14 protein-coding genes are annotated in these 22,789 nt (G+C 35.6%); 5 read left to right on the top strand and 9 right to left on the bottom strand.

Annotation, left to right across the window (positions count from 1 at the left end; genetic code table 11):
* Nucleotides 1–236 precede the first annotated feature (236 nt).
* The 3 genes from ACHRVX_RS18660 (at nucleotide 237) to ACHRVX_RS18650 (ending at nucleotide 5,127) form a co-directional block, all read left to right on the top strand.
* Entirely contained in the window at nucleotides 237–2,696 is a 2,460-nt protein-coding gene (locus ACHRVX_RS18660) for a hypothetical protein (RefSeq protein ID WP_395334922.1), read from the top strand.
* Between the two features lie 579 nt (nucleotides 2,697–3,275).
* Nucleotides 3,276–3,857, top strand: coding sequence for a TetR/AcrR family transcriptional regulator (locus tag ACHRVX_RS18655; protein WP_395334920.1), 582 nt, complete (start codon nucleotides 3,276–3,278; stop codon nucleotides 3,855–3,857).
* Nucleotides 3,858–3,915: 58 nt separating this feature from the next.
* Nucleotides 3,916–5,127 carry an MFS transporter gene (locus tag ACHRVX_RS18650; RefSeq protein WP_395334918.1) on the top strand — a complete coding sequence of 404 codons (1,212 nt, stop codon included), beginning with the start codon at nucleotides 3,916–3,918 and terminating at the stop codon, nucleotides 5,125–5,127.
* Nucleotides 5,128–5,227: 100 nt separating this feature from the next.
* On the opposite strand, the gene ACHRVX_RS18645 is transcribed toward ACHRVX_RS18650, so the two are convergent.
* A complete protein-coding gene (locus tag ACHRVX_RS18645; protein WP_395334916.1) occupies nucleotides 5,228–6,343 on the bottom strand; it encodes a PepSY-associated TM helix domain-containing protein in 1,116 nt (371 codons plus the stop codon).
* A gap of 446 nt (nucleotides 6,344–6,789) precedes the next feature.
* Between ACHRVX_RS18645 and ACHRVX_RS18640 the strand changes: the two genes are divergently transcribed.
* The gene (locus ACHRVX_RS18640) at nucleotides 6,790–9,129 is read left to right on the top strand and encodes a TonB-dependent siderophore receptor (RefSeq protein ID WP_395334914.1); all 2,340 of its coding nucleotides are present in this window, start codon (nucleotides 6,790–6,792) and stop codon (nucleotides 9,127–9,129) included.
* A 453-nt stretch (nucleotides 9,130–9,582) separates the two neighbouring features.
* Here ACHRVX_RS18640 and ACHRVX_RS18635 read toward each other — a convergent pair whose 3' ends face one another.
* The 8 genes from ACHRVX_RS18635 to ACHRVX_RS18600 all read right to left on the bottom strand — a co-directional run bounded on the left by ACHRVX_RS18635 (nucleotide 9,583) and on the right by ACHRVX_RS18600 (nucleotide 21,392).
* On the bottom strand, nucleotides 9,583–10,971 hold the full coding sequence (locus tag ACHRVX_RS18635; protein WP_395334912.1) for an AMP-binding protein: 1,389 nt from the start codon (nucleotides 10,969–10,971) through the stop codon (nucleotides 9,583–9,585).
* A 179-nt stretch (nucleotides 10,972–11,150) separates the two neighbouring features.
* Nucleotides 11,151–11,393: an acyl carrier protein gene (locus ACHRVX_RS18630; RefSeq protein ID WP_089351709.1), complete on the bottom strand. Its 243-nt coding sequence runs from the start codon at nucleotides 11,391–11,393 to the stop codon at nucleotides 11,151–11,153.
* Nucleotides 11,394–11,961: 568 nt separating this feature from the next.
* Complete coding sequence (locus ACHRVX_RS18625) at nucleotides 11,962–13,368, bottom strand: MATE family efflux transporter (RefSeq protein ID WP_395334909.1); 1,407 nt, start codon at nucleotides 13,366–13,368, stop codon at nucleotides 11,962–11,964.
* Complete coding sequence (locus ACHRVX_RS18620) at nucleotides 13,368–15,200, bottom strand: IucA/IucC family protein (RefSeq protein ID WP_395334907.1); 1,833 nt, start codon at nucleotides 15,198–15,200, stop codon at nucleotides 13,368–13,370. The genes ACHRVX_RS18625 and ACHRVX_RS18620 overlap by 1 nt, the downstream gene beginning before the upstream one ends.
* A 236-nt stretch (nucleotides 15,201–15,436) precedes the next feature.
* Nucleotides 15,437–16,774 (bottom strand): lysine N(6)-hydroxylase/L-ornithine N(5)-oxygenase family protein, encoded by a 1,338-nt coding sequence (locus tag ACHRVX_RS18615; RefSeq protein ID WP_395334905.1) that lies wholly within the window; start codon nucleotides 16,772–16,774, stop codon nucleotides 15,437–15,439.
* A gap of 17 nt (nucleotides 16,775–16,791) precedes the next feature.
* Complete coding sequence (locus ACHRVX_RS18610; protein WP_395334903.1) at nucleotides 16,792–19,233, bottom strand: GNAT family N-acetyltransferase; 2,442 nt, start codon at nucleotides 19,231–19,233, stop codon at nucleotides 16,792–16,794.
* Nucleotides 19,211–20,731, bottom strand: coding sequence for a pyridoxal phosphate-dependent decarboxylase family protein (locus ACHRVX_RS18605; RefSeq protein ID WP_395334901.1), 1,521 nt, complete (start codon nucleotides 20,729–20,731; stop codon nucleotides 19,211–19,213). The genes ACHRVX_RS18610 and ACHRVX_RS18605 overlap by 23 nt, the downstream gene beginning before the upstream one ends.
* A 28-nt stretch (nucleotides 20,732–20,759) precedes the next feature.
* Nucleotides 20,760–21,392, bottom strand: coding sequence for a nitroreductase (locus ACHRVX_RS18600; protein WP_395334899.1), 633 nt, complete (start codon nucleotides 21,390–21,392; stop codon nucleotides 20,760–20,762).
* 269 nt (nucleotides 21,393–21,661) lie between these two features.
* Here ACHRVX_RS18600 and ACHRVX_RS18595 point away from each other — a divergent pair, with 269 nt between their 5' ends.
* Nucleotides 21,662–22,777 (top strand): taurine catabolism dioxygenase TauD, encoded by a 1,116-nt coding sequence (locus tag ACHRVX_RS18595; RefSeq protein WP_395334897.1) that lies wholly within the window; start codon nucleotides 21,662–21,664, stop codon nucleotides 22,775–22,777.
* Nucleotides 22,778–22,789 lie beyond the last annotated feature (12 nt).

Genomic DNA, 22,789 nt, shown 5'->3' with positions numbered 1-22,789 from the left:
AATTTCCCTGAACAAAGCCGAAGGTCTTTTAGTTGGAATTTGGAATTTTAAAAAATTGGAATTTATCTCCCCAATCCAGATTTATTTACTTTTTTGGTTTCATATTAGAATTTGAAACAAACGGAACGACTGATTATTAGATTTATAATTCTCGTAAACTTAATTTTAGACAACAATTTTTTCGGGATATCGGTAAAAATGATTTTTTCAAAAAATATAATCTAATTTTTTAATTTATGAAAAAGGCTTTTCTAATAATTGTACTTTGCGTTAATTCAATTTTTTTCTCCTGCAAGAAAGATAAAAAGCAGGATCAATCTCCTCCAGAGACAGCTCAATCTGCTTCCTCAGATTCACTTACCGATGATGGCTGGCCACGCGAAACGGCAAATAATGGCACCAAATTAGTTTATTATCAGCCTCAGGTTGATGATTGGAAAAATTATAAAGAAATTACGGCAAGACTAGCCTTTTCGCTGACGCCAAAAGACGGTACACAAGTTCTGGGAGTAGCCTCTTTAAAAGCGGAGACATTAGTAGACAAAGATAATCGAAATGTATTTTTAAAAAACATTCAGGTAACCGATGTGCGATTTCCTGCCCTCGATGAAAAAAAAGTTCCCGAAATGGAAAAGCTTTTTAAGGAAGCATTGCCTAAAGGAGGTGATCCTATTTCGGTAGATCGTATTCTCGCAGATTTAAACCAAACCAAAAATCCCGCTAAAGGAATTGCCGGTAAAAATGATCCGCCTGCTATTTTTTACAGTACAAATCCGGCAGTTTTGCTCATTGTGCAGGGAGAACCCGTTTTAGTACCCGTAGAAAAAACAGATATTCAATATGTAGTCAATACCAACTGGGATTTGTTTTTTGATAAAACCACAAAAGATTACTATTTGCTGGCAGATAATATCTGGGTTACGTCAAAAACACTCGACGGAAAATGGGTAAAAACCACTAAACTGCCATCCAGTTTGAGTAATCTTCCATCAGGTGAAAATTTTGATGATGTCAAAAAAGTGATTCCGCCACCATCAGGAGGCACAGCTCCGCAAGTTTTCTACAGCAACAAACCCGCTGAGTTAATTGCGATAAACGGAAACCCGAAATTCATTAAAATAAAAGGAACTAAACTTTTATATATTGACAATACTGAAAATGACATTTTTGCAAGCGAAGGCGATGGTCAATATTATGTATTGTTATCTGGGCGATGGTTTAAATCTTCAGCATTGACCGGACCGTGGACATATTCAGGAAACAACCTTCCGGCTGATTTTGCCAAAATTCCAAAAGATTCGCCAAGAGCAAATGTATTAGCCTCCGTACCGGGAACTCAGGAAGCCAGAGATGCTGTCATGCTGGCTCAGGTTCCTACAACAGCCATTATAAATAAAGCTGATGCCGAGGCAAAAGCCAAAGTTACCTACGACGGAACACCACAGTTTAAACCTATCGAAGGAACCAAAATGCAATATGCAAGCAACACTCAGGATAAGGTCATAAAAGTAGGCGATTTGTATTATTTGTGTTTTCAGGCAGTTTGGTTTATGTCAACAAGCCCTAACGGACCATGGAAAACAGCTGATTCTGTTCCTAAAGAAATCTATACAATTCCGGCGAGTTCTCCCGTATACAATGTAACCTACGTCACGCAAACAACAACAGATACAACCGTATCAAGCAGTACAACAGCCGGTTATTTTGGTGCCTTTATTATTGGTGCTACTGTGGGCGCTATATTAACTTACGGTACAGGATTTTATTATCCGCCATATGTATATTATGGAGGTTTATATCCCATTTATCGACCTTGGCCGTATACCTACGGAGGCGGAGCAGTTTATAATCCATGGACAGGTGGCTGGGCAGCCGGAAGAAGTGTTTACGGACCTTACGGTGCTGCCGGAACATCAGCATGGTATAATCCCGCAACAGGAAGATACGGCCGTTCTGCAAGCGTACAAGGATGGTACGGAGGTCGTACAGCAGCAAGTTCGTATAATCCATGGACAGGAAATTACGCCAGAACTAATCAGGGACATAATGCATATGCACAATGGGGACACTCCGCAGCTACAAATGGCCGTCAGTGGGTACAATCCGGGCATGTTACTACAAGACGCGGTACAGCAGTGGGTTACCAAACTTCCGGAGGTAAAGAAGGGGTAATTACGCATCGCAGAGGAGGAGGGACAACCATTCATACCAACAATAATTTATATGCCGGACACGACGGACATGTGTATAAAAAAGATGCTGCCGGAAATTGGAGCCACTATAACAATGGCAACGGAGGATGGACACAAGCCGGTAAACTCGGTTCGACAAAAAAATCAGGTTCAGCCATTGAGCGCAATAAACCCAACCAGACACTTGGCGGAGCAACTCGTGCCGGCGAAGGAATCAAACGGGACAATTTGCCTAAACCGGATCAGAATCTTGGAGGTGCAACCCGTTTAGGTGATGGAATTGAGCGTGATAATTTCCCAAAAGCCAATAAAACTCTTGGACAACGAGACAAACCATTGGGAGAAGCAGGTCGCTCTGACATTACGAACGATCTCGACCGTTCCGCATTCTCAAGGGATCGAGGAGAATCACAAACCCGCGATTTTCAAAATATCCAAAGAGAAGGAAACCGTTTGGGAGGTGGAAATTTTAGAGGCGGAGGCGGATTTAGAGGAAGAAGATAAAGCATAAAAGGCATAACAATAAAGATCAGGAACGATATTTAATAGCATTCTTTCCTGATTTTTTATTGACATAAAACGAAAATTATCTTTTAAATAACTCATTGAAAAATTTCTAAGTTGGAATTTAATTTTTATCAGGAGCAATTTCCTGCTATCTGCTTGTATCTTTTCCTTGCTAAAGGAGCAAGAAAAAGGATACCGCTTCTATCAGGGCTAGGCACTCATTTTCATAAGAAATAAATAATATATAAAAAACTTTGTCAAGTGATTTGTGCGTCCTTCGACTCCGTGCAGGAAAAAAAATGAAGATAGAAAATCGGGCTAAACTTGCGTCTCCGCTACTCAGCAAGCAACAAAACCTTCGCGCCTCCGTGCCATTGCGCGATAAAAAAAAATACACACATTCAAAAACCATTTTAAGACTTGCAAGAAACCTGCGCTAACACGTTCGATCCGTAAAATCTGTGGGTCATTTTTCACATATTTAAAAATCATAAAACTCTAATTTTTAAATAAAAGTTAAAATATTTGCAAATAAAGACCGAACGGTCTAAATTCGCTCCATCAAATAAGAAAGCGATGAGTAAAGCAGAAAGAACCAGACAATTTATTATTGAAGCATCGGCTCCTATAATCAACAAAAAAGGGATGGCGGGAACTTCACTGAGCGATATTATGGAAGCTACAAAACTGGCAAAAGGCGGTATTTACGGAAACTTCGAGAACAAGGATGAGATTTGCAAAGAGTCATTTCTTTACTTAAGATCTCAATTATCTGATAAATTAAACAAAGCAGTTGCTGACGGAAATTCGGCTAAAGCCAAGCTGTTTAATTTATTAAATGTTTACGCCAATGATACTAATACCGCAGATGGTTGTCCGATTTTGAACTTTGGAGCAGAAGCTGATGATACAAATCCTGTTATGAAAGAACAGGTTAAAAAAGCCATTCTTTCAGCTCAGGGCAGATTTTTTACTATAGCAGAAGAAGGAATTATAAGTAAAGAATTATCTGCGTCATTAAATCCGGAACATTTTAGCATAAAAGTTTTTGCCATGATTGAAGGTGCAATTTTATGTAGAAAAATTTTAGGAAATGATGATCAAATGAAAATTGTTTTGGACAGTATCAAAACAGAATTTGAAAGCTATTTTTTATAGTTTTTTTTTGAAATATTTTAGACCGATCGGTCTTTTTTTAATACAAATTAATTTAAAAATGAGAAATTTACCAGAAAACCATAAGGGCTTCAGTACCTTATTAGCCTTTTCCCTTATTCCGTTATCCGGATTTGCCACAGATATTTATTTGCCTTCTCTTCCGGCAATGGCAAAGGATCTTCATGTTTCAGCAGGAGCCATTCAGCTTTCGCTTGTATTCTTTATGTTTAGTTTAGGGGTAAGCCAAATTTTTATAGGCAGTATATTAGATAGTTTTGGGCGTTTTAAAATTAGTATTGCATCACTTGCCGTATTTTCTGTCACCAGTTTTGTTATTGCGTTTGTTTCTGATATTAACATGATTTATGCCATGCGAATTATTCAGGGAATTGCCATTGCTTTTATCGTAATAGCGAAACGCGCTTATTTTGTTGACTTGTTTTCCGGCGCCAAATTAAAAAGTTACATCAGCTCATTTTCTATCATTTGGGCTTGTGCACCTATTATGGCACCATTTTTAGGTGGTTATTTGCAAAGTGCTTTTGGCTGGCGTTCTAACTTTTACTTCCTTGGCGGATTGTCTTTTGTTTTGCTGATTTTAGAACTTTTATATAGTGGAGAATCTTTAAAATATTTTCATCCCTTTAAATTAAAATCTATTGCGAAGACCTATTCAGGAATGCTAAAAACGGGCGATTTTACATTAGGGGTATTAATTCTTGGTATTTGTTTTGGCCTTGTTGTAGTCTACAGTCTCGCAAGTCCTTTTATTGTAGAACGCGTATTTGGATATTCGGCAATTACTACGGGATATAGTTCTTTATTATCTGGTTTAGCAGTCATGATGGGAGGTATCATTGCAAAATCCCTTATCCATAAACATATTGCAAAAAAAGTGACTATTGCGGTTTCTGTTCAGGTTATTTTGGCTCTATTAATGATTTCTACAGCAGCTTTACAAAGTAACATTTACACTCTTATTGGTTTTACAATGGGAATTAATATTTGCGGTGGCTTTATTTTTAATAATATTTTTGGCTATTGTTTAAGTCGTTTTTCTAAAAATGCAGGAATAGCAAGCGGTCTTACCGGTGGTGGAACTTATATGGTAAGTTCTATATTCAGTTACGGATTTGTCAATTTATATGCAGTCAAAAGCCAGTTATTACTAGGATTTGCTAATATATCTTTGATATTTATTGTTGTTATTGTTTTTATGATTTTCAATAGATACAGAGTTCTTAGTCTTGCAAAAAATCCGGTGAAATAATAAAATTGAAAAACATGAATATAAAAAAAGGGATTTAAAATATAAAAGTATTTTAAATCCCTTTTTATTGTTTCTTAATGACTTAGTATATTTGAAAGCCTTATTTTTTTATTCCTTTTTTCTTTTTTCCAAGCCAGATCAATAATCCGGTAATGGGTAATGTTGCCGCAAAAAGAGCCACCAAAAAAGCGATTATTTTAGTCGTTAAACCATAAATACTTCCGGTATGAATAGGGTAATTCAACCGTTTTATTTTATCTCCGGTTGAAAATGATTCGTAAGGTCTTGCTTCAATTTCTTCGGTGGTATATTTGTCAAAATAAGCTGCGCTGGATTGATTTGGAATCGATTTTTCGGTGTTTTCTTTTAATACTAAAATACTATTGATCGTATCAATTGGCATTCTAATTTGAATGTTTCCCGTGTACGGAAAAATACTGTCGGCTTTATTGTAAATACTTTGATAAAAGGCAGTATTATTGAGTTTAGGATCTGTTTTTGTTGGGTTTTCAACTTTTGCAGAAGGTTTTTTTGTCGTTCCGTCAGCAAGAAAATAAACACCATCCTGAAACCAGGTAAAGGCAAATGACAATCCGGTTAGAGAAATAACCAATAAAATTAAAAAGCTGTAGAAACCAAAAGTCGAATGAAAATCCCAATTGACTCTTTTAAACGAAGCATTCCATTTTACTGTTAATCGTTGTTTCAGGTTTTTTATTTTCTTTGGCCACCATAAAATGATTCCTGAGATAAGCATAAAAGCGAAGATTAAACAGGACGTTCCCATAATAATTTCGCCAGTTTCTCCTAATAACAATTGCCTGTGTATGGATAATACAACAACAAAAAATCGGCTTTCTTGCGGAGTTGTCGCCAAAACTTTTCCTGTATAAGGATCAATTGAAAAAAACTGCGCTTTTTTATCTGAATCCTTTCCTAAAATCTGCATAGTTCGCGAAGGATCATTAAAGGTATAAATACGCGTAATCTTTTTTATTGCGTATTGTTTCTGCAGTATATCCGTGCAATAATCAATTGTTTTTTTTGTTGTTCCAATTGTTGTAACCTTGTAATATTCAGGATTTATGGCATTGTCAATTTCTTTTTCAAAAACTAAAATACTTCCCGTTAATGCAGCTATAAATACAATTAAACCCGAACCAAGTCCAAGCCATAGATGCAGGAAACCAATATTTTTTTTAAATCCTTTCTTCATATAGGTGTTTTTTCTAATCTATTATTAAAAGAGATAACTATTTGATTTGTTAATAGTATAATAGAGTTGCATTTATTTCTAAAATTCTGCCACAAATTTATGCTTATTTAGACTAAATCTGCTAAAACTTAAAAAATAAAATAAATCTTTTTAAAGTTTTAATCTACGAGCTGATACCCATGTTATAAGATAGAATTTGCAGATTATTCAAGAAGAATTTAGCGGTACAATTGATTCGACGATTGTTCAATACGGTTGAAGATTACAATTTGCAGGTCATTAATTTATAGAAAATTGATTGATTTACTGTTCTTTAAATCACTTCATAATAATTATTATTCAGAATTATTATAAATAATACTTGTTAAACAACTATTAATTTCTACTTTTGCACTGTTTTTATTAATTCTAAATAAGAACTTGTACTAACCAAAAACTTAAATTCAATGAAATATCTTTACTTAAGAACGTCAAAGTTTTTATTTATTCTGAGCTTTTTATTTTCAGTCTTATCTTCCTTCGGACAACAAAATCATGGAAAAATAAAGGGACAAATCACCACTTCTGATGGTAAACCGGCATCGGATGTAAACATTATACTTAAAAATTCAAAATACGGAACAACCACTGATGAAGATGGTAATTTTGAAATTAACCGGGTAAGAGAAAACGTTTATACCCTGCAAATTTCTCTGGCTGGTTATGAAACTTCAGAAAAAGAAGTTACGGTTGAAGATAATAAAACAGCAATTGTAAATGTTCAATTAAAGGTTTCAAACAAGGAATTACAAGAGGTTGTCATTAATAATAAAAAAAGTTTACTTTCTAAGAAAACGCAATATGTTGCGAGAATGCCTCTTAAAAATATCGAAAATCCACAGGTTTATAACGTAATTCATAAGGAACTTATTCAGGAACAAATCGTAATTGATGTTGCCGGAGCGGTAAGAAATGCGCCGGGAGTTGTACCACTTACTTTTCCTTCAGGCGGATTTGCTGTTATTTTCAGAGGTTTTACAGTGGGGATTAATTCACGTAACGGTATGGAAACGCTTTCCGGAAGATCAAGTGTGGGCATTGCCAATGTGGAGCGTATCGAAGTATTAAAAGGTCCGTCCGGAACTTTATTCGGATCTTCTGCTTCATCTTTTGGAGGTGTTGTGAATCTGGTTACTAAAAAGCCTTTTGAAGCAAGTGCAACAGAGATTTCTTATACCGGAGGAAGTTTTGGGGTTAACAGGCTTACTGTTGATGTGAACACTCCTTTGACTAAAGATAAAAAGGTACTTTTCAGGCTAAATGTAGCTGTTAATAACGAAAAAAGTTTTTTAGATTATGGATTTAATAAAACTATTTCGTTTACACCAAGTATTACTTTTAAAGCTAGTGAAAAACTTACTTTTAATATTGATGCTGAGTTATATAAGGTTAATAATACGAGAGTAATATATCCAGCTGTAACAGCTGCATCAGGACTTACAAATCCAGGGGATATAAAATTAGCGTATAAAAAATCATTGGTTCATGATGATGCTGATGCTAAATCTTCTTCATCAAAAGCATTCGTTCAGGGTGAATATCTACTATCTGAACACTGGAAATCAACTACTTTATTCTCTTACGTAAATGAAGATGTGGATTATAGTTATCAGGTTTTACCAACATGGACTTCGCCAACTACGGCTACAATGCGTGCAACACTTTTTGGTCCTATTTCAAGTAATTATACCAATATTCAGGAAAATATTAACGGCGAGTTTACCACCGGAATTTTAAAACATAAAATTTTATTTGGTGCCAATTACAGGTATTATACAGATACATTTTCATCAACGCCAACTCCTGCAGCTCCATTTAGAACTATTGATGTTGCAACGAATTTTAATCCGGTTAGAAAAAACGAAATTGACAAAGTATTGCTGGCGCCTGTTATCAGAGCGGGAAGAGATGAATATACTTTTAGCGGTTATGGATCGTATGTTTTAGGCGTTGCCGACAGATTTTTTGCTATGGCTAGTTTACGTTTGGATAATTTTGACCGAAAAGAAAGCGGAACAGTGCCGGGTTATAGTCAGAATTCATTATCACCAAAATTAGGAATCGTATACCAGATTGTTAAGGATCAGGTTTCTATTTTTGGAAATTACATGAACGGATTTCAGAATTTAGCTCCGGTTACTCAACCTGGTGGTGAACAGCTGATATTGGATCCGCTTTATGCAAATCAATTTGAAGGCGGTGTAAAAGCTGAATTATTTAATAAAAAATTAAGCGCTACCGTTAGCTATTATAAAATAACGAATGATAATGCTGTAATCAGACAAGCAGATTTAGTGTACGAACAGGATGGAAAACAGGTTAGTAAAGGTGTAGAATTTGAATTTCTTGCCCATCCTTTTGCCGGTTTAGATATTACAGCAGGATATGCATATAATGATAATCGTATTGTAAAAACAAGTGAAGCTAACAAAGCAATTGAAGGCAATAAAGCGCAAGATGCACCAGAGGATGTGGTAAACTTTTGGGCTTCATATAAATTTCAAAATGTATTAAAAGGTCTTGGTATTGGTGTTGGGGCTAATTATGTAGACAAGACGTACATGGCTACTACAAATACTTTTTATATTCCGTCGTATACTGTTTATAATCAATCATTATTTTATGAACAATCTAACTGGAGAATAGGGTTGAAGATAAACAATTTGTCTAATAAACATTATTGGAGTTCATGGGGAGCGCCTCAGGCTCCGGCAAATTTCTTAGTTAATTTAACTTTAAGATTCTAGTGTTTAGTTTACAGTCTCAGTTTTCAGTCTCGGTCACAGTCTCAGTCTCAGTTTTCAGTCTCAGTCTCGGTTAAAATGAAATTTTTGTATTGAAAACGTTGAATTCATATAATAAAGATGTTTTTTTGTTTTTTTATTGGAGGTTTCTGGCATTTTTTGTCAGGAACCTTTTTTTTATAAATTTATAATCATTTTTTTTACACCTCACATAATCGCTATATTGTCATTTCGACGAAGGAGAAATCACACGTAGAAAGAACACACTGTTGGCGAATTTCTTTATGTGATTTCTCCTTCGTCGAAATGACAAAAAATGAGAAAAAGTTGATCATAAAGTAAAAGTTTTCAGTCTAGGTATTCAGTAAACGCTGAGACTGTAAACTAAATACTGCGACTGAAAACTGCGACTGAAAACTGAAAACTGAAAACTAAAAACTAAAAACTAAAAAAAACCTAAGCGTAACTCTCCAATTCAAGAGATTCCTTAAGCAAAGGATAATTTACTTTTCCGTTTGGTGTAAGTGGCACATCTTCAATGTGCATCACTTTTAAAGAATTTGCATGAAGATTCAGTTTTGCTTTCAGGACTTTTAGAATTAACTCTTTGTTCAGACTCTCATCTGTGTACATCACGGCTAAATGATTATCATTTATTCCTAAACAAATAAAAGTTTGTCCGCCAAGAGCATCTTTCAAAAGCAGTTCGGTTTCATCGAGATTGAGTCGGACGCCAAATAGTTTTACAATACGTTTTATTCGGCCTACAATATAATAGTAACCTTCATCATCTATTCGGGCTTTGTCGCCAGTATGGAGTTTTTCTTCCTGATCATAAAACTGAAGATCGGCTCTGATATTCGCATAACCGCCAAATACATTCGGACCTCTATAAATGAGTTCATCGGTTTCATTGTCGATTTCAAAATGTCCGTTTTTGACAGGTAAACCAATTGATGTTCCTTTTTTCAACAGATCTTTTGGCGGCAAATACGCCATTCTTCCGCAAGCTTCGGTTTGACCGTATTGCGCAAAGAATTGTTTGCCGAATTTCTCGCTGAAATCTGCAATGGCTTCGATTAATTTATGGTTTAACATTCCGCCTGTGTGCGTAAGATATCGTAATGAAGGATGATCTTTTTTGAAAAATCCAATACTGTATAACATCTCATAAAAATAAGGAACGCCGCCTAAAGTTGAATATCCGTATTTTTTAAAATCTGCCCAAAACTCTTTCTGAAAAGCATCTTTATCCGTACAAACAATTTGGCTTGCTTTGATGCAATTTGTTGTAAAAATAGATAAGCCGTACACAAAATTAACAGGCACATTTAGCGGTACAACATCATCTGATCGAATGGGCATATATTCCATAATTGACTTCGCATTCTGTACCAGGTTTTCATCAGAAAGTCTGACGAATTTTGGCGAACCCGTAGTTCCGGAAGTGCTTAATAAAAGCTTGGTTTTGGCATGTATCGGATAAATTAAATTGACATTTCGTTTAAACAATACTATCGTTTCCGATGCATTTACTGCAACATAGCCTTCAATTTCAGTTCTTGACGGATCATAGATATAATAAGGTGTATATTTTTGTTCTAAATTTTCCTTGAAATCCTCTAATAATCCCATTCCTAATAAAGCAATTGTAAACCTGCTTTGATAAAAATTCAGGAATGTTTCGATTGCCGGTAACTGATTGTCATTGTAGATAAAAACTACAGAACGCAGGTTTTCAATTTCCAGTGACTGATGCATTTCTGCAATAGATTTAGAAAGTCCTGTTGAGGAATCTGTAAAGGTCAGTTTTTCATTTTTTCTGATTAAATCGTATAATTCCATAGGTTAAGGTTTGGTTTAATCTGTTAATTGTAATTGCTGAAAATATTTAACACATAGAAAAATAGATTTTATTCTAAAAAGAAAGGGATTTAAAAGGAAATAATTTCTTCCGTGTAAGCGACTATTTTAAAAAGCTATGATTTCTATGTGTTAATGATAATTACATCTAACGGGTTATTTTAATTAATTTCGAATCCGTATTTTTTTAGGATATCTTTTATTTTTGTTACGCTTCCCATTTCCAGAATATCTTCCATTTCTATGGAGATATTATAGGTGCTTTCCAGTTCTTCAACCAAAACTAAATGACTCATGGAATCCCATTCTGCAATAGCCTGATATTCTAATTCGTCGTTTACTGCCTCAACAGGAATTTCAAAAGCTCTTGCAAATACTCCGTGTAATTGTTCTATTGTACTCATTTTTCTATTATTTAAATTAATATTATTTTTTAGTCAGTTTTAAAACTGAATGTGTTATGCTATTTTGAATATACCAATATATCGCTCCTCTGGAGCTTTGACAAAAATGGCATTAGGTTTGGCTATAAATATAATGCTCCGCTGGAGCTTTTATGAAATGTAAAGTTCCAGCGGAACGAAATATGTATAGAAAAACAACCAGTATTTGTTTCATTTAACCCCAGCGGGGTGACATCATTTGGATTAATTTTCCACACAGATTTTAAAAAGATTTAAGCAGATTGTTGTATTGAATCAAATCTGCTAAATCGGCTAAATCTGCGTTAAATATTTTCTAATCTACGTTTCTGTGTGTTAATTTTTTCACGCAGATTTTAAAAGGATTTAGCAGATATCTGCAGATTATTATATCGAATTAAATCTGCTATAACCTGCGTGAAATATTTTTAAATGGATGTTTCTGTATGCGAATTTTTTCACGCAGATTTTAAACTGATTTAAGCAGATTTTTTATCAGTTTAAATTTGCAAAATCTGCGTGAAACAAAAATTATTTTTAATCCTTTCTATCAAACCTTAGTATGTTTCCATTTTCCTTTACGGAAGACAATGATACAGGCAACTGCCAATACAATTTCTGAAAGAAGAATCGCGGTAAAAACACCATTTGATCCAAATTCTAAAGAAATTCCTAAAGCATAAGCGAGGGGAATCTGAACGATATAAAACATTAAGATATAAAGCCATGTTACCACTTTGACTTCGCCGGCTGCGTTGAGCGCTCTTGAAATCACCATTGTATATCCCAAAAGAATATATGCCATTGATATAAAGTGAATGTATCTTGTACTGAACGATATCACTTCTGGAATATCAGTAAAAATTTCGACAACGGGGACGGCAAGAAAAATCCAACAAATTCCTATAATTACCAGAAATCCCATGTTTAACATTCCTGCTCTCCAAACTGATTTTTCGGCTCTTTCTGGTTGCTTTGCACCAAGATTTTGTCCGGTCAATATTCCCGCTGCGTTTCCAAGTCCCCAGGCTGGCATTGTTGCAATCGAGGTTACTCTTTGAGCCAAAATATATCCTGCCAATGCATTGGGGCCAAAATGAGACATAATTTTGATCATAAATACCCAACTTGAAGCGGGAATAATAAATTGAACCGTTCCGCCAAAAGCCAGTTTTACGACTCTTTTAAGAATTGCCCAATTGAGTAGTAATTGTGCCTTTCCAATTTTCATTACATTTTTACCTCGCACTAAATAATACCCCTGATAAAGGACGCCAATAACTCTCGCTATTAAGGTGGCTAATCCCACGCCAAGTAAACCGTAAGCGGGAATGGGACCCCAGCCATAAATAAATACGGGACACAAAATAATGTTGATTGCATTTGAAAGCCAAAGGATTCTCATTGCGGTTGAAGCATCACCTGCACCACGAAATATTCCGTTGATTACGATGCGCAAAATCAGGAATCCGCTGGAGGCAAACATCACAATTCCGTACGTGGTCCCTTCCTGGACCATTGCTGTCGAAAGTCCCATTGCGCTCATAATATCAGTGGTCCAAATTGCGCATACAACACTTATAATCGCCGCAATTGGCGTTGTGATATAAATAACCTGCATGGCGGTTTGTCCGGCTGCTTTAAATTTTTTCTCACCAATTCTTCTTGAAATCATTGCTGATGCGGCAATTCCGAGTCCTATAGAAACCGAATAACAAAAGGTGATAAAAGTTGTCGTTGCTCCGGCAATAGAAATGGCATTTGTCCCTAATCTGCTGACAAAAAACAAGTTAGAACAAACAAATAAAGATTCCATTAGAAGTTCAGCAACCATAGGAACCGACAATAAAATAATGGTTTTATCGATGCTTCCGGATGTGAAATTACTTTCGGTTCCGGCAAGCGAACGCCTTAAAAGACTAAATAAAGAGCGTGTTTTTAAAATGGCTTCTTTCATTAGTTTTCTTTTACGGTTAATACTTCTTCATGAATCAATTGATGCAAAGGATTTGGAATAAAACCACTTTTTTTCATGTGTGGAAATCCAACTGTTTCTTCATAACCATTATATAAACGTCGGCTATTGAAGATGAGACGTTTAAATTCAGGAATAAACAAGTTGTATTTGTCAAACAAATCCTGTAATTCAGGATGTTCCTGCTGAAATTCTACAACAATTTCGTAAACGCAATTCCAGAATGATGCTTCAGAATAATCTGCCGTTGTAATTAATACGTCGCTCAGATATCTGAAAAAAGCATCAAAAACGGCGATAAGAATCGTCAATGGAGCATTTTCAGGATTGGGCGAAGTATTAAACATATTATCAATAAACTCCTGCGGAAGTTTTTTCTTTCCTTCTTCGTTAATTAAAATATCTCCCACAAAATCCTGCAAAGCAATTCGGGTTGGGATATAATCCTTTAGAATCAAAATCACATTTTGCCCGTGCGGATCAATGCATAAAGAATGCTGGTAATAAATTTGAAGCACCGGTTTTAAATATGCGGTCATATACGCTTTTAACCATTGTTCTGTAGAAAGTCCTGATTTTTCGATCAATTCTTCAACAAGGCTTTTGCCATGATCGTCGACATAAAGTAATGCCGCCATTGTCATTAGATTTTCGCCGTGTTTTAGAAATTTAATGGGACTTTCGCGCCACATTGCGCCTAAATATTCATTGTATTGATAAGGAGAATTTTCAATTTTGCTATAACTTGGATGTGTGTACGAAACCGAAACCATTTCGCCCAAAAGCACAACGCCCATATTTTGCAAATGTTGATCTTTTTTCAGAATGTCCTTTATATACTCGGTTAAACGTGGTGCAATCGATAATTGTTTTGGACACAAACCTCTAATATGGCTTGTATTTAAAATAGACATCGATGTTTTTACATAATGTTTATTGGGTTTACTCTGATTGAAAAAAGTACGAATACTTTGTTGCGGACTATAAATATCTTCTGTTAATTCTAACGGAATCAAATTTTTTGACGCAATATCATGGGCAAACTGCATGACAAGTTTATTTTGCCATTGCCATAAATGCACGGGAATAAAAATGTAATCATCCGGATTTACTTTAGACTGACTTAGCTTATTTTTTAGTTCCGATAATTTTTCAGTACCAATTTCATTTTCATAAAAAGTCTGCTCATTCATGTCACTTTGTAAACGTAAAGTAGCTCTGTTTTTATGAGCGGCAACCCAAACCAACCGTGTTTTTTGACCGGATTCCGGTGTGAAATTTTCATAATCTTCTGAGTCAAAACCTATTCGTCCCTTATTTACAATGACCCATGGATGACCGTCAAGACTGTGTTCTATGGTTTGAAAATCAGCATCGGCCAATTTTGAAGCAGACAAGCGGCGTTTTGAATGAATAAAAGCATCGGCATATAAAGTATGAAGCAATTCCTCAACATAATGTGCTAGCGTAAAAGAGTTGATTCCAAATGTTTCCTGAAGTTCAATAAAGAAATTAGGAACATCAATACGATCTGATTTTACTTCATTTTCAATTTTATAAATGCTTTCTTTTACAATATGCCAATAGTTGAGAAATCTCGGGTAAGCCGAAAAACTATAATAAATATTCTCCTTGTCAGTGTCCAGGATAAAGTGGGTAAGTCCATCTTCGTCTTTGCTGATTATTTGTGGTTTCGCCACATCTTCGCGCATCAATTCGGCAATACTTTTGGCAAGTAAATTTCGATTTACCTGATCCCAAGTGACCGCGTTGAGATGTTGTGCATCTTTGAATATGTTTTCTGGGGTTATCATTCTAGTTGTTTTTTTCTAATTATTTAATTGTGTGTTTAATCCGTTAAGGCATAATTTTAACACATAGAGACATAGGTTTTGTATTCTCAAAAAAGGCGTTTCACTTATTTGTAATACACAAAGCTTGCTTTATGAAAGAAATATATTTCTCTTTTTTGTCCTTTTTTACGACTAAAATCTATGTTCCGATAACTATCGGAACTATGTGTTAAATAAAATCTTCATTAATACACAGATTACTCGTTTATTAATTCCAGAACATTATTTGCAGACAATTCTGAATTTGCTTTTTGTACACCAAATTGCTGAAATGCAATTCGTTTTTCGACCTTATACACTTCACGATTGGCAAGTTGGTTAATGATGCAGGAATTTCTGTAAGCACCCATTCCTAAATCCGGAGTCGAAAGTCCATGTGTATGTAATTCAGCATTTTGAACAAAAATATCCGTTCCGTTTTTGTCGATGGTATAATTGCGATTCACATTAAATAATCCATTTTCCAGACGATTGATTTTGCTTTCAATTCCGGATAAAATTGCCGGTTCTTTGTATTTATAACCTGTTGCCAGAATCACATAATCACTTTGATCTTCAAAAGGCTGATCCAGTTCTGTATGAATGAAATCGAGATTATAAGTTCCGTCAGCTTCTTCATTGACCGAAGTCAGGCGCATATTCGAACGTAATTCTACATTTAGCGGCGTATCTTCTAAACTCATTTCGTACAAACTATCAAAGATTTCGTTGATTAATTCCTGATCAATTCCTTTGTAAAGTCCGTGTTGTCTGGCTAAAAGATGCTTTCTTTTTTCTTCGGATAAACTATGAAAATGATCTACATATTCCGGCGAAGTCAATTCCAGCGTTAGCTTTGATTTATTATCAAGCGGAAAAAAGTGAGACGAACGCGTAAACCATTTTAGCTGTAGTCCGTTTTGAGTAGCAGGTAATAGATCACGGAAAACTTCGGCAGCACTTTGTCCGGAACCAATTACAGTTACAGCTGCATTTTTAGGAATACGAGATTTGAAATTCAGGTATTTTGAAGCGTGAATTAAATTAGGTAATTCCGGATCTATAAAATCAGGAATATGCGGTGAAGTTCCTGTTCCTAAAACAATTTTACTGGCATAATAAGTTGATGTTATACAAGTCTGAGTATTGATAACCATTACTTTATAAACATTGTCAACATGATCTATAGAAACCACTTTGTGTGAAAACTTGCAATTAGGCAATTGTGAAGCCACCCACTTGCAATATGCATTGTATTCACGCCTGTAGATAAAGAAGTTTTCGCGGATATAAAATGTATATAAACGTCCGCTTTGTTTGATATAATTTAGAAAACTGTACTTATTTGTAGGATCTGCCATTGTGACTAAATCTCCTAAAAATGGCACCTGAAGCGTGGCATTATCCAACATTAAACCCGGATGCCAGTCAAAGTTTTCTGACTGGTCAAAAAATAATGCTGATACATCTTCCACGGGTTCAATAAGTGCGGCTAGCCCCAGATTGAATGGTCCAATCCCAATCCCGATTACTGAATATATTTTTTCTGTACTCATTTTTCTTTTTTTATGAATTAAACCTGAGGTGCTGCAACTGTATTGTTTTGAAAATCTTTGGCAGCAGGAAATTTTGCCCAATACCATTCTCTGTAACAAAAATTAAGATTGGCTTTTTTGTGTGGCATTTCGATTACCTTCTCGATTTTGAAACCTACGTGCGCTTTATTCATCATCGAAGCAATAGAATCTACAGCGCCTTCGCCCACCATTTTGCCTACTTTTGATTCACCTAAAACAAAATCCATCATAGATTGTGTTGACGGTGAACCGTATTTTAGTTTTGGATCAATGGGCGCAATAAATTGATGCGTTCCATAATCAGATGGTAAAACATCATAATAGTCGCCAACAATATCACGGCTTGCCCAATACACTTCAATATTAAAAGTAGGAACGCCATTTGCTTCTCCTATAAAACTATGCGAATGATCTCCCGGAATTAACATTCTGTAATAGGCTTCGAGTTCACGAATGGGCCAGTTCATCTGCCATATTTTTAAGGCGTGTTCACGATGAAACCACTCATGGAGCATTTCTAAATCCTTATCAATATCTACCGGACGCAAAGTAATTGTGACATTTTCTTTCTCAAAAAAGCGACTGAAAACAGTAGTATTTTCTTTTGGATTAATCAGTTTTTTAGAGAAAAAGTGTTTGTTTAGTGGATTCGGAAAAGTCTTGTAAACCGCGGGATTTGTTCTTGGCGCGCTTGCTTCGTCCATATTGTTTAAACTTGTCAATAAGTTTCCTTTTACGACTAATTTGACACTATTTGTAAAGTGCGCCACTAAACCGGTTGTGTCTAAATCTTCTTCTTTTTTTAAGGCTTCATAAATTAAATTAAGAAGTACGGTTTCGTCTGCCAGTTTGTTTTTGCCCAAACTATTGACAACTCCAAACAAGTGATTTACCAAAAGGTAATATCCCCAAAAGTCAATAATTCGGTTTTCTGCAATAAACGATCTGCTTTCTTTTCCGAAATCGGGAATCAATTTTTCCAGTTCTTCGACTTTTCCCTGACGGAAAAAATAACCCTGATTGTCTCTAAAATAGAGTTTTGAAGGAAAAAGATTGTCATCAAATTCCACAAGCATATTCTGCTGATGAAATTCGGAACCAAATCCGTATTTATTAAAAATTCCAACAAGAGGCGTTATCGTAATATTCAGATATTGTTTGAACCATGAAAGCGCAGTTTCATTTACAGGTGCATTTTGTCTTTTTGCAGCTTCATTAATCAGATGAAGCATTCTTGGCGATTCACCCAAAATTCCATCCTGACAAAGCGAAGCAACCATCGATACATTTTTCTTAGCATTAGAACCGTGAAATGGGTTTTGACGCACACTTGTACTAAAACCGTCAATAATTTTATCATTATAAGTTACGGCAATAAAAGCGGGATCAGTAATAAGCTGAATTTGAGGATACTCTTTTTGGATTCCTTTTCCCCAGTCGGTTTTCATTAATTGAGCGGCATCATAACCACGATTTAATTCATGCAGATAATTGACGCGGAATGAATTAGTAATTTTTACATGCAAAGAGAATTTGTACATCCATTCACTTTCGGCATTATAAACCGTTCTCACAGATGACGTTGCAGTATAGGAAGGTCCAAATTGACCAAGACTAAAAAGGAGCTGTTTGGATTGCATTTCTTTAACTTCCGCTTGTTCCAGTAAATAATTGGCTTCCCACGGATGCACTGGAACTACTTTGTAACTGGAATAAAAAACCAGTAATTCTTTCGCATTTTCATCTGCATAATTAGAAATTTCGTTCCTCAGATAATCTGTTATCAGATATTCTTCGGCACTTTTTTCGATGACATTTTCAGGATGAACAAGGAAAAAATGCAAAGGGAATTTTCCGGAAGTTTCAGGAGAATATTGAAGCAATTCTTCTTTAGTAAAACCTTCACGGCTTTTTGGTAAAGGATGAACGCTGTGTCCTAAAATCAAAGATTGTTCAGACTGTATAAAATTTTGCTCCGGATTATTGGCTGTCTGATCGCTGTTTTTATAATGTTCCAGATACAAAGCCAGATTATCAATGCTGTTTTCCATACGTTTTTGCGTAGGAACTGCGTCTAAATCAGGATAATCTGTTTTCGCAAATTCGCTTACAAGTTGCGTAAATTCCATAGGATTAATTTCCCTGAATTCGTCTGTAGCGTTATTTCTTGACACAACCGGAAAGCCGAAAGAATGAACGCCGCTTTCTGAAAAGTAAGTCAAAGGCACAAAAACTTCCTGACCAATTGTTGTAAAATCAAACCTTAAAAAGGAACTGTGATCAATTGTCTGCATGAAATCTGCAAGATTTGGATCGTATTTGGGAATACCTTCATAGCGGCTCCAATTACTAAATTCCCTGCAATAACAATTGAGCAGGGATTTAAAATTTACCTGTTCTGCCAGTTGGCGAAAATTAGTTAAGTCTGTGGTATTCATCTCCGTTTTGTTTTATGAGGTTAAGTATTTTTTTAATGTCGTTTAGGGTTGTAATCGGATTGAAAATCGTGAATTTCAAGTAGAATTCTCCGTTTACTTTTGTGCTTGCAACGAGAACTTCTCCGCTAAAAAAGAGTTTTTCCTTGATGTATTGATTCACTTCGCAAGAGTTGGATTCGGATGGACCGTCAAGATATCTGAATACCAAAACGCCCATATCTGAGTGGCATAAAAGTTCAAAGTTTTCATCAGAGTCTATATATTCGGCTGTTTTTTGAGTAGTTTCTATGATTGTATCTGTAAACTGTCCCAGTTTTTCTTTGCCCATATAACGAAGTGTAAACCAAAGTTTCAGCGCATCAAAACGGCGTGTACTTTGTATAATTGATTTGTTGATTTGTGCCGGAAGTGCGTCGTAATTTTGTTCTTTCGGATTCAAATAATCAGCATGATGCTTGATAATATTTAAGTGAAGTTTGTTTTTTACGATAAATGCGCTGCTGCTTATTGGTTGGAAAAATGATTTATGATAATCGATCGTTACCGAATCCGCAAGTTCTATTCCGTTTAAAAGATTTCTGTATTTATTGGATAAAAGCAATCCGCAACCGTAAGCGGCATCAACGTGAAGCCATAAATTATGGCGTCCGGCGATAGCTGCAATTGCTTTTAACGGATCCACGTTCCCAAAATCAGTAGTTCCCGCAGTTGCCGTAATCGCGATTGGAATATTTCCTTTTTCTATTTCCTGAGCAATTGCTTTTTCCAGTTTTTCAGGATCCATTCGGTATCTCTGATCCACGCCAACATGTATAATTGCCTGTTCTCCAAGACCCAGAATCCAGGCGTTTTTATGATTGCTGAAATGGGCTTTATCAGAAACAAAAACCCTGAATTTAGACGCGTCAGGCGGAAGTCCGTTAAGCTTGATATTCCATTTTTGAAATTCTAAAGCATAATAATCCCTTGCCAAAAGCAATCCCATAAGGTTACTTTGCGAACCTCCCGCAGTAAAAACACCATCGCCCTTTGTGTAACCAATTTGCTCGCTTGTCCAGTCAATAAGTTTGCGTTCCATAAAAGTGCCGCCCGCACTTTGATCGTAGGTATCTTGAGATGAATTTATAGCACTTATCAAAACTTCGGCAGCCAGAGCTGGGATTACAACCGGGCAATTTAAGTGCGCGATATATTCCGGAAGATGATAAGCCGTGGCGTGTTTGACATAAATATCGTCGACTTCGTTCAGCAGACTTTCATAATCGGGCAGGGGCGATTCAAAATCTATAGCGTCCACTTTTGTTTTCATTTCGTCCGGTCTGATTCCGCTAAAAGGTTTGCGATTGTTTTGCAGGAAATTCGAAACGCGTTCTTGTGCCAGTTTTACGGCTTGAGCATATTCAGCACCGGAATTTTGGTGGAAAATGTCTTTGTACAAATCCTGGTTTTCGAGAAGTCCCTTGTTGGCGACTTCTTCATTGATTAGTGTGGTATTCATAAAGTATTATTTAGGGTTTTGTTACTATTTATTCGAGGTAAATCACTTTTTTAGATAAGGGAGTTCTTTTCTTTTTAGAGGATTTTAAGTCTTTTGGATAATAGCCGAGATAGAGTAGTCCCAGTGATTTTTCGTTTTCTGCGAGGTCAAATTGTGCGACATAATCAATTGCGACGCTTTTAGTACTCCAGTAACTTCCCATTTTATTTGCCGTACAAGTCAGTGCGATATTTTGCACTGCAGATGCAACTGCTGCAATTTCTTCCCATTCCGGCAAATTAATTTTGGTGTTTCGAATCCTGATTACTCCAATCATACAGGCAGAGTTTAAGGGATAGTTTCTTAGGTAATCCAATTTCTCTTTTTGGGCTTCAGCCGATAATTCGCTATAGAAATCTTTGTAATAATGCGCCATATATTCTCCATATTCCTTCAGGTATTTTCCTCTAAAAAGAATAAATCTCCATGGTTCTGTCATTTTGTGATTTGGAGCCCATGTGGCATTGATCAAAATCTCTTCAAGCAGTTTTTCAGGCAATTCTTTCTTGATAAACTCATTTGCATAGACACTTCTTCTTTTACGAATATTCGTGGATATTTTTTTTAGTTTATCAGAAGAATCTGAAGTATTGATTTTACTGGGTTTGTTCTTGATATTCATAAATTTTTTAAATTTTTCTAAGAAAATTCTTTTTATTTAGATGAAATAAAAATATATTTGTAAGTAATTATTATTTAGAACAAATAAAAATAGTGCAGAACAAATGTATAAATTAATCTGAAGAAAAAAAATAAATCTTAAAAAAAATATACGAATGTCCGTACATATTGATTTTGAATCAGTGTGTATTTTATTTGTATTATATTGATTATTATGTGTTTGTATTTTTTATCCCCGATCTTTTAATAACTATAAAACGAATTGAAAAAATGAAATCACAATCAATTATTGCAGAGGAAATAGCTGCTGAATCTAGTTTAAATTTTGAAATTCCTACAAAGCCATTAATCGTAGCAATAACGCCTCAGGAGAGGAATATTTTGTCGAATGTTGGCAACCTTTTAGTAAAGGCATTTGGCAATTATGAAAATCCCGATTATATCGCTGCGCTGCACCTTCACGCTTTTCAATTACTACCGGAACGCATTAGCAGAATTTTGAGTCAGTTTGGTTCCGATTTTTCTGCAAATCAATATGGTGCTATTGTTTTTCAGGGACTTTTAGAGGTCGATCAGGACGATTTAGGTCCAACTCCCCCAAACTGGCAAGGTGCAGATTATGATAAACTGAATAAATACGGGTTTATTTGTTCGCTGCTTCATGGCGCAGTTCCTTCAAAACCTGTTCAGTATTATGCCCAGAGAAAGGGTGGAGGTTTATTACATGCGGTAATTCCAGATGAAAAAATGGCTGCAACGCAAACCGGATCCGGATCAAAAACGGATTTATATGTGCATACCGAAGATGCTTTTTTACTGAATCAGGCTGACTTTTTGAGTTTTTTATATTTGAGAAATGAGGAAAGAGTTCCGTCAACTTTATACTCGATTCGTTCTCATGGAGAGGTAAATGAAAATATGGAGAAATTATTTGATCCTATTTATCAATGTCCAAAGGATGCAAATTACGATGATAATCAAATGAATCCGGGACCTACGGCTTCTGTTTTATATGGAAACCGCCAACTTCCTTTTATTCGTTTTGATGCTGCGGAACAAATCTTCAACGAAAATGCGGGACAAACTCCTGAAGCACTTTATAATTTAACCGAATTCTGGAATGAAGCCAAGGAACTTATAAACAGTGAATATGTGCCTGATTCCGGTGATGTTATTTTTGTGAACAATCATTTATGCGCACATGGCCGTAGTGCTTTTGTTGCCGGACAACGTGAGGAAAATGGCAAAATAGTAAAATGCGAACGCCGACAAATGTTAAGAATGATGAGTAAAACGAGTTTAATTCATATGAGATCTGTCACTCAGACTAATAATCCTTATTTTGTTATGGAGGAGCATTTAGGGAATATTTTTGATCTTGATTAATTTTAAAAAAAA

The organism is Flavobacterium sp. FlaQc-47 (genome assembly GCF_044006475.1).
Taxonomy (GTDB): domain Bacteria; phylum Bacteroidota; class Bacteroidia; order Flavobacteriales; family Flavobacteriaceae; genus Flavobacterium.
Note: the sequence above shows the minus strand (reverse complement) of the source record. Positions and strands in the feature narration are given on the sequence as shown.

Coding starts and splice junctions, on each gene's coding strand:
- ACHRVX_RS18620 (WP_395334907.1), bottom strand. CDS start 15,200: ATGATAACCCCAGAAAACATATTCAAAGATGCACAACATCTCAACGCG.
- ACHRVX_RS18625 (WP_395334909.1), bottom strand. CDS start 13,368: ATGAAAGAAGCCATTTTAAAAACACGCTCTTTATTTAGTCTTTTAAGG.
- ACHRVX_RS18600 (WP_395334899.1), bottom strand. CDS start 21,392: ATGAATATCAAGAACAAACCCAGTAAAATCAATACTTCAGATTCTTCT.
- ACHRVX_RS18605 (WP_395334901.1), bottom strand. CDS start 20,731: ATGAATACCACACTAATCAATGAAGAAGTCGCCAACAAGGGACTTCTC.
- ACHRVX_RS18655 (WP_395334920.1), top strand. CDS start 3,276: ATGAGTAAAGCAGAAAGAACCAGACAATTTATTATTGAAGCATCGGCT.
- ACHRVX_RS18650 (WP_395334918.1), top strand. CDS start 3,916: ATGAGAAATTTACCAGAAAACCATAAGGGCTTCAGTACCTTATTAGCC.
- ACHRVX_RS18610 (WP_395334903.1), bottom strand. CDS start 19,233: ATGAATACCACAGACTTAACTAATTTTCGCCAACTGGCAGAACAGGTA.
- ACHRVX_RS18635 (WP_395334912.1), bottom strand. CDS start 10,971: ATGGAATTATACGATTTAATCAGAAAAAATGAAAAACTGACCTTTACA.
- ACHRVX_RS18630 (WP_089351709.1), bottom strand. CDS start 11,393: ATGAGTACAATAGAACAATTACACGGAGTATTTGCAAGAGCTTTTGAA.
- ACHRVX_RS18595 (WP_395334897.1), top strand. CDS start 21,662: ATGAAATCACAATCAATTATTGCAGAGGAAATAGCTGCTGAATCTAGT.
- ACHRVX_RS18640 (WP_395334914.1), top strand. CDS start 6,790: ATGAAATATCTTTACTTAAGAACGTCAAAGTTTTTATTTATTCTGAGC.
- ACHRVX_RS18615 (WP_395334905.1), bottom strand. CDS start 16,774: ATGAGTACAGAAAAAATATATTCAGTAATCGGGATTGGGATTGGACCA.
- ACHRVX_RS18645 (WP_395334916.1), bottom strand. CDS start 6,343: ATGAAGAAAGGATTTAAAAAAAATATTGGTTTCCTGCATCTATGGCTT.
- ACHRVX_RS18660 (WP_395334922.1), top strand. CDS start 237: ATGAAAAAGGCTTTTCTAATAATTGTACTTTGCGTTAATTCAATTTTT.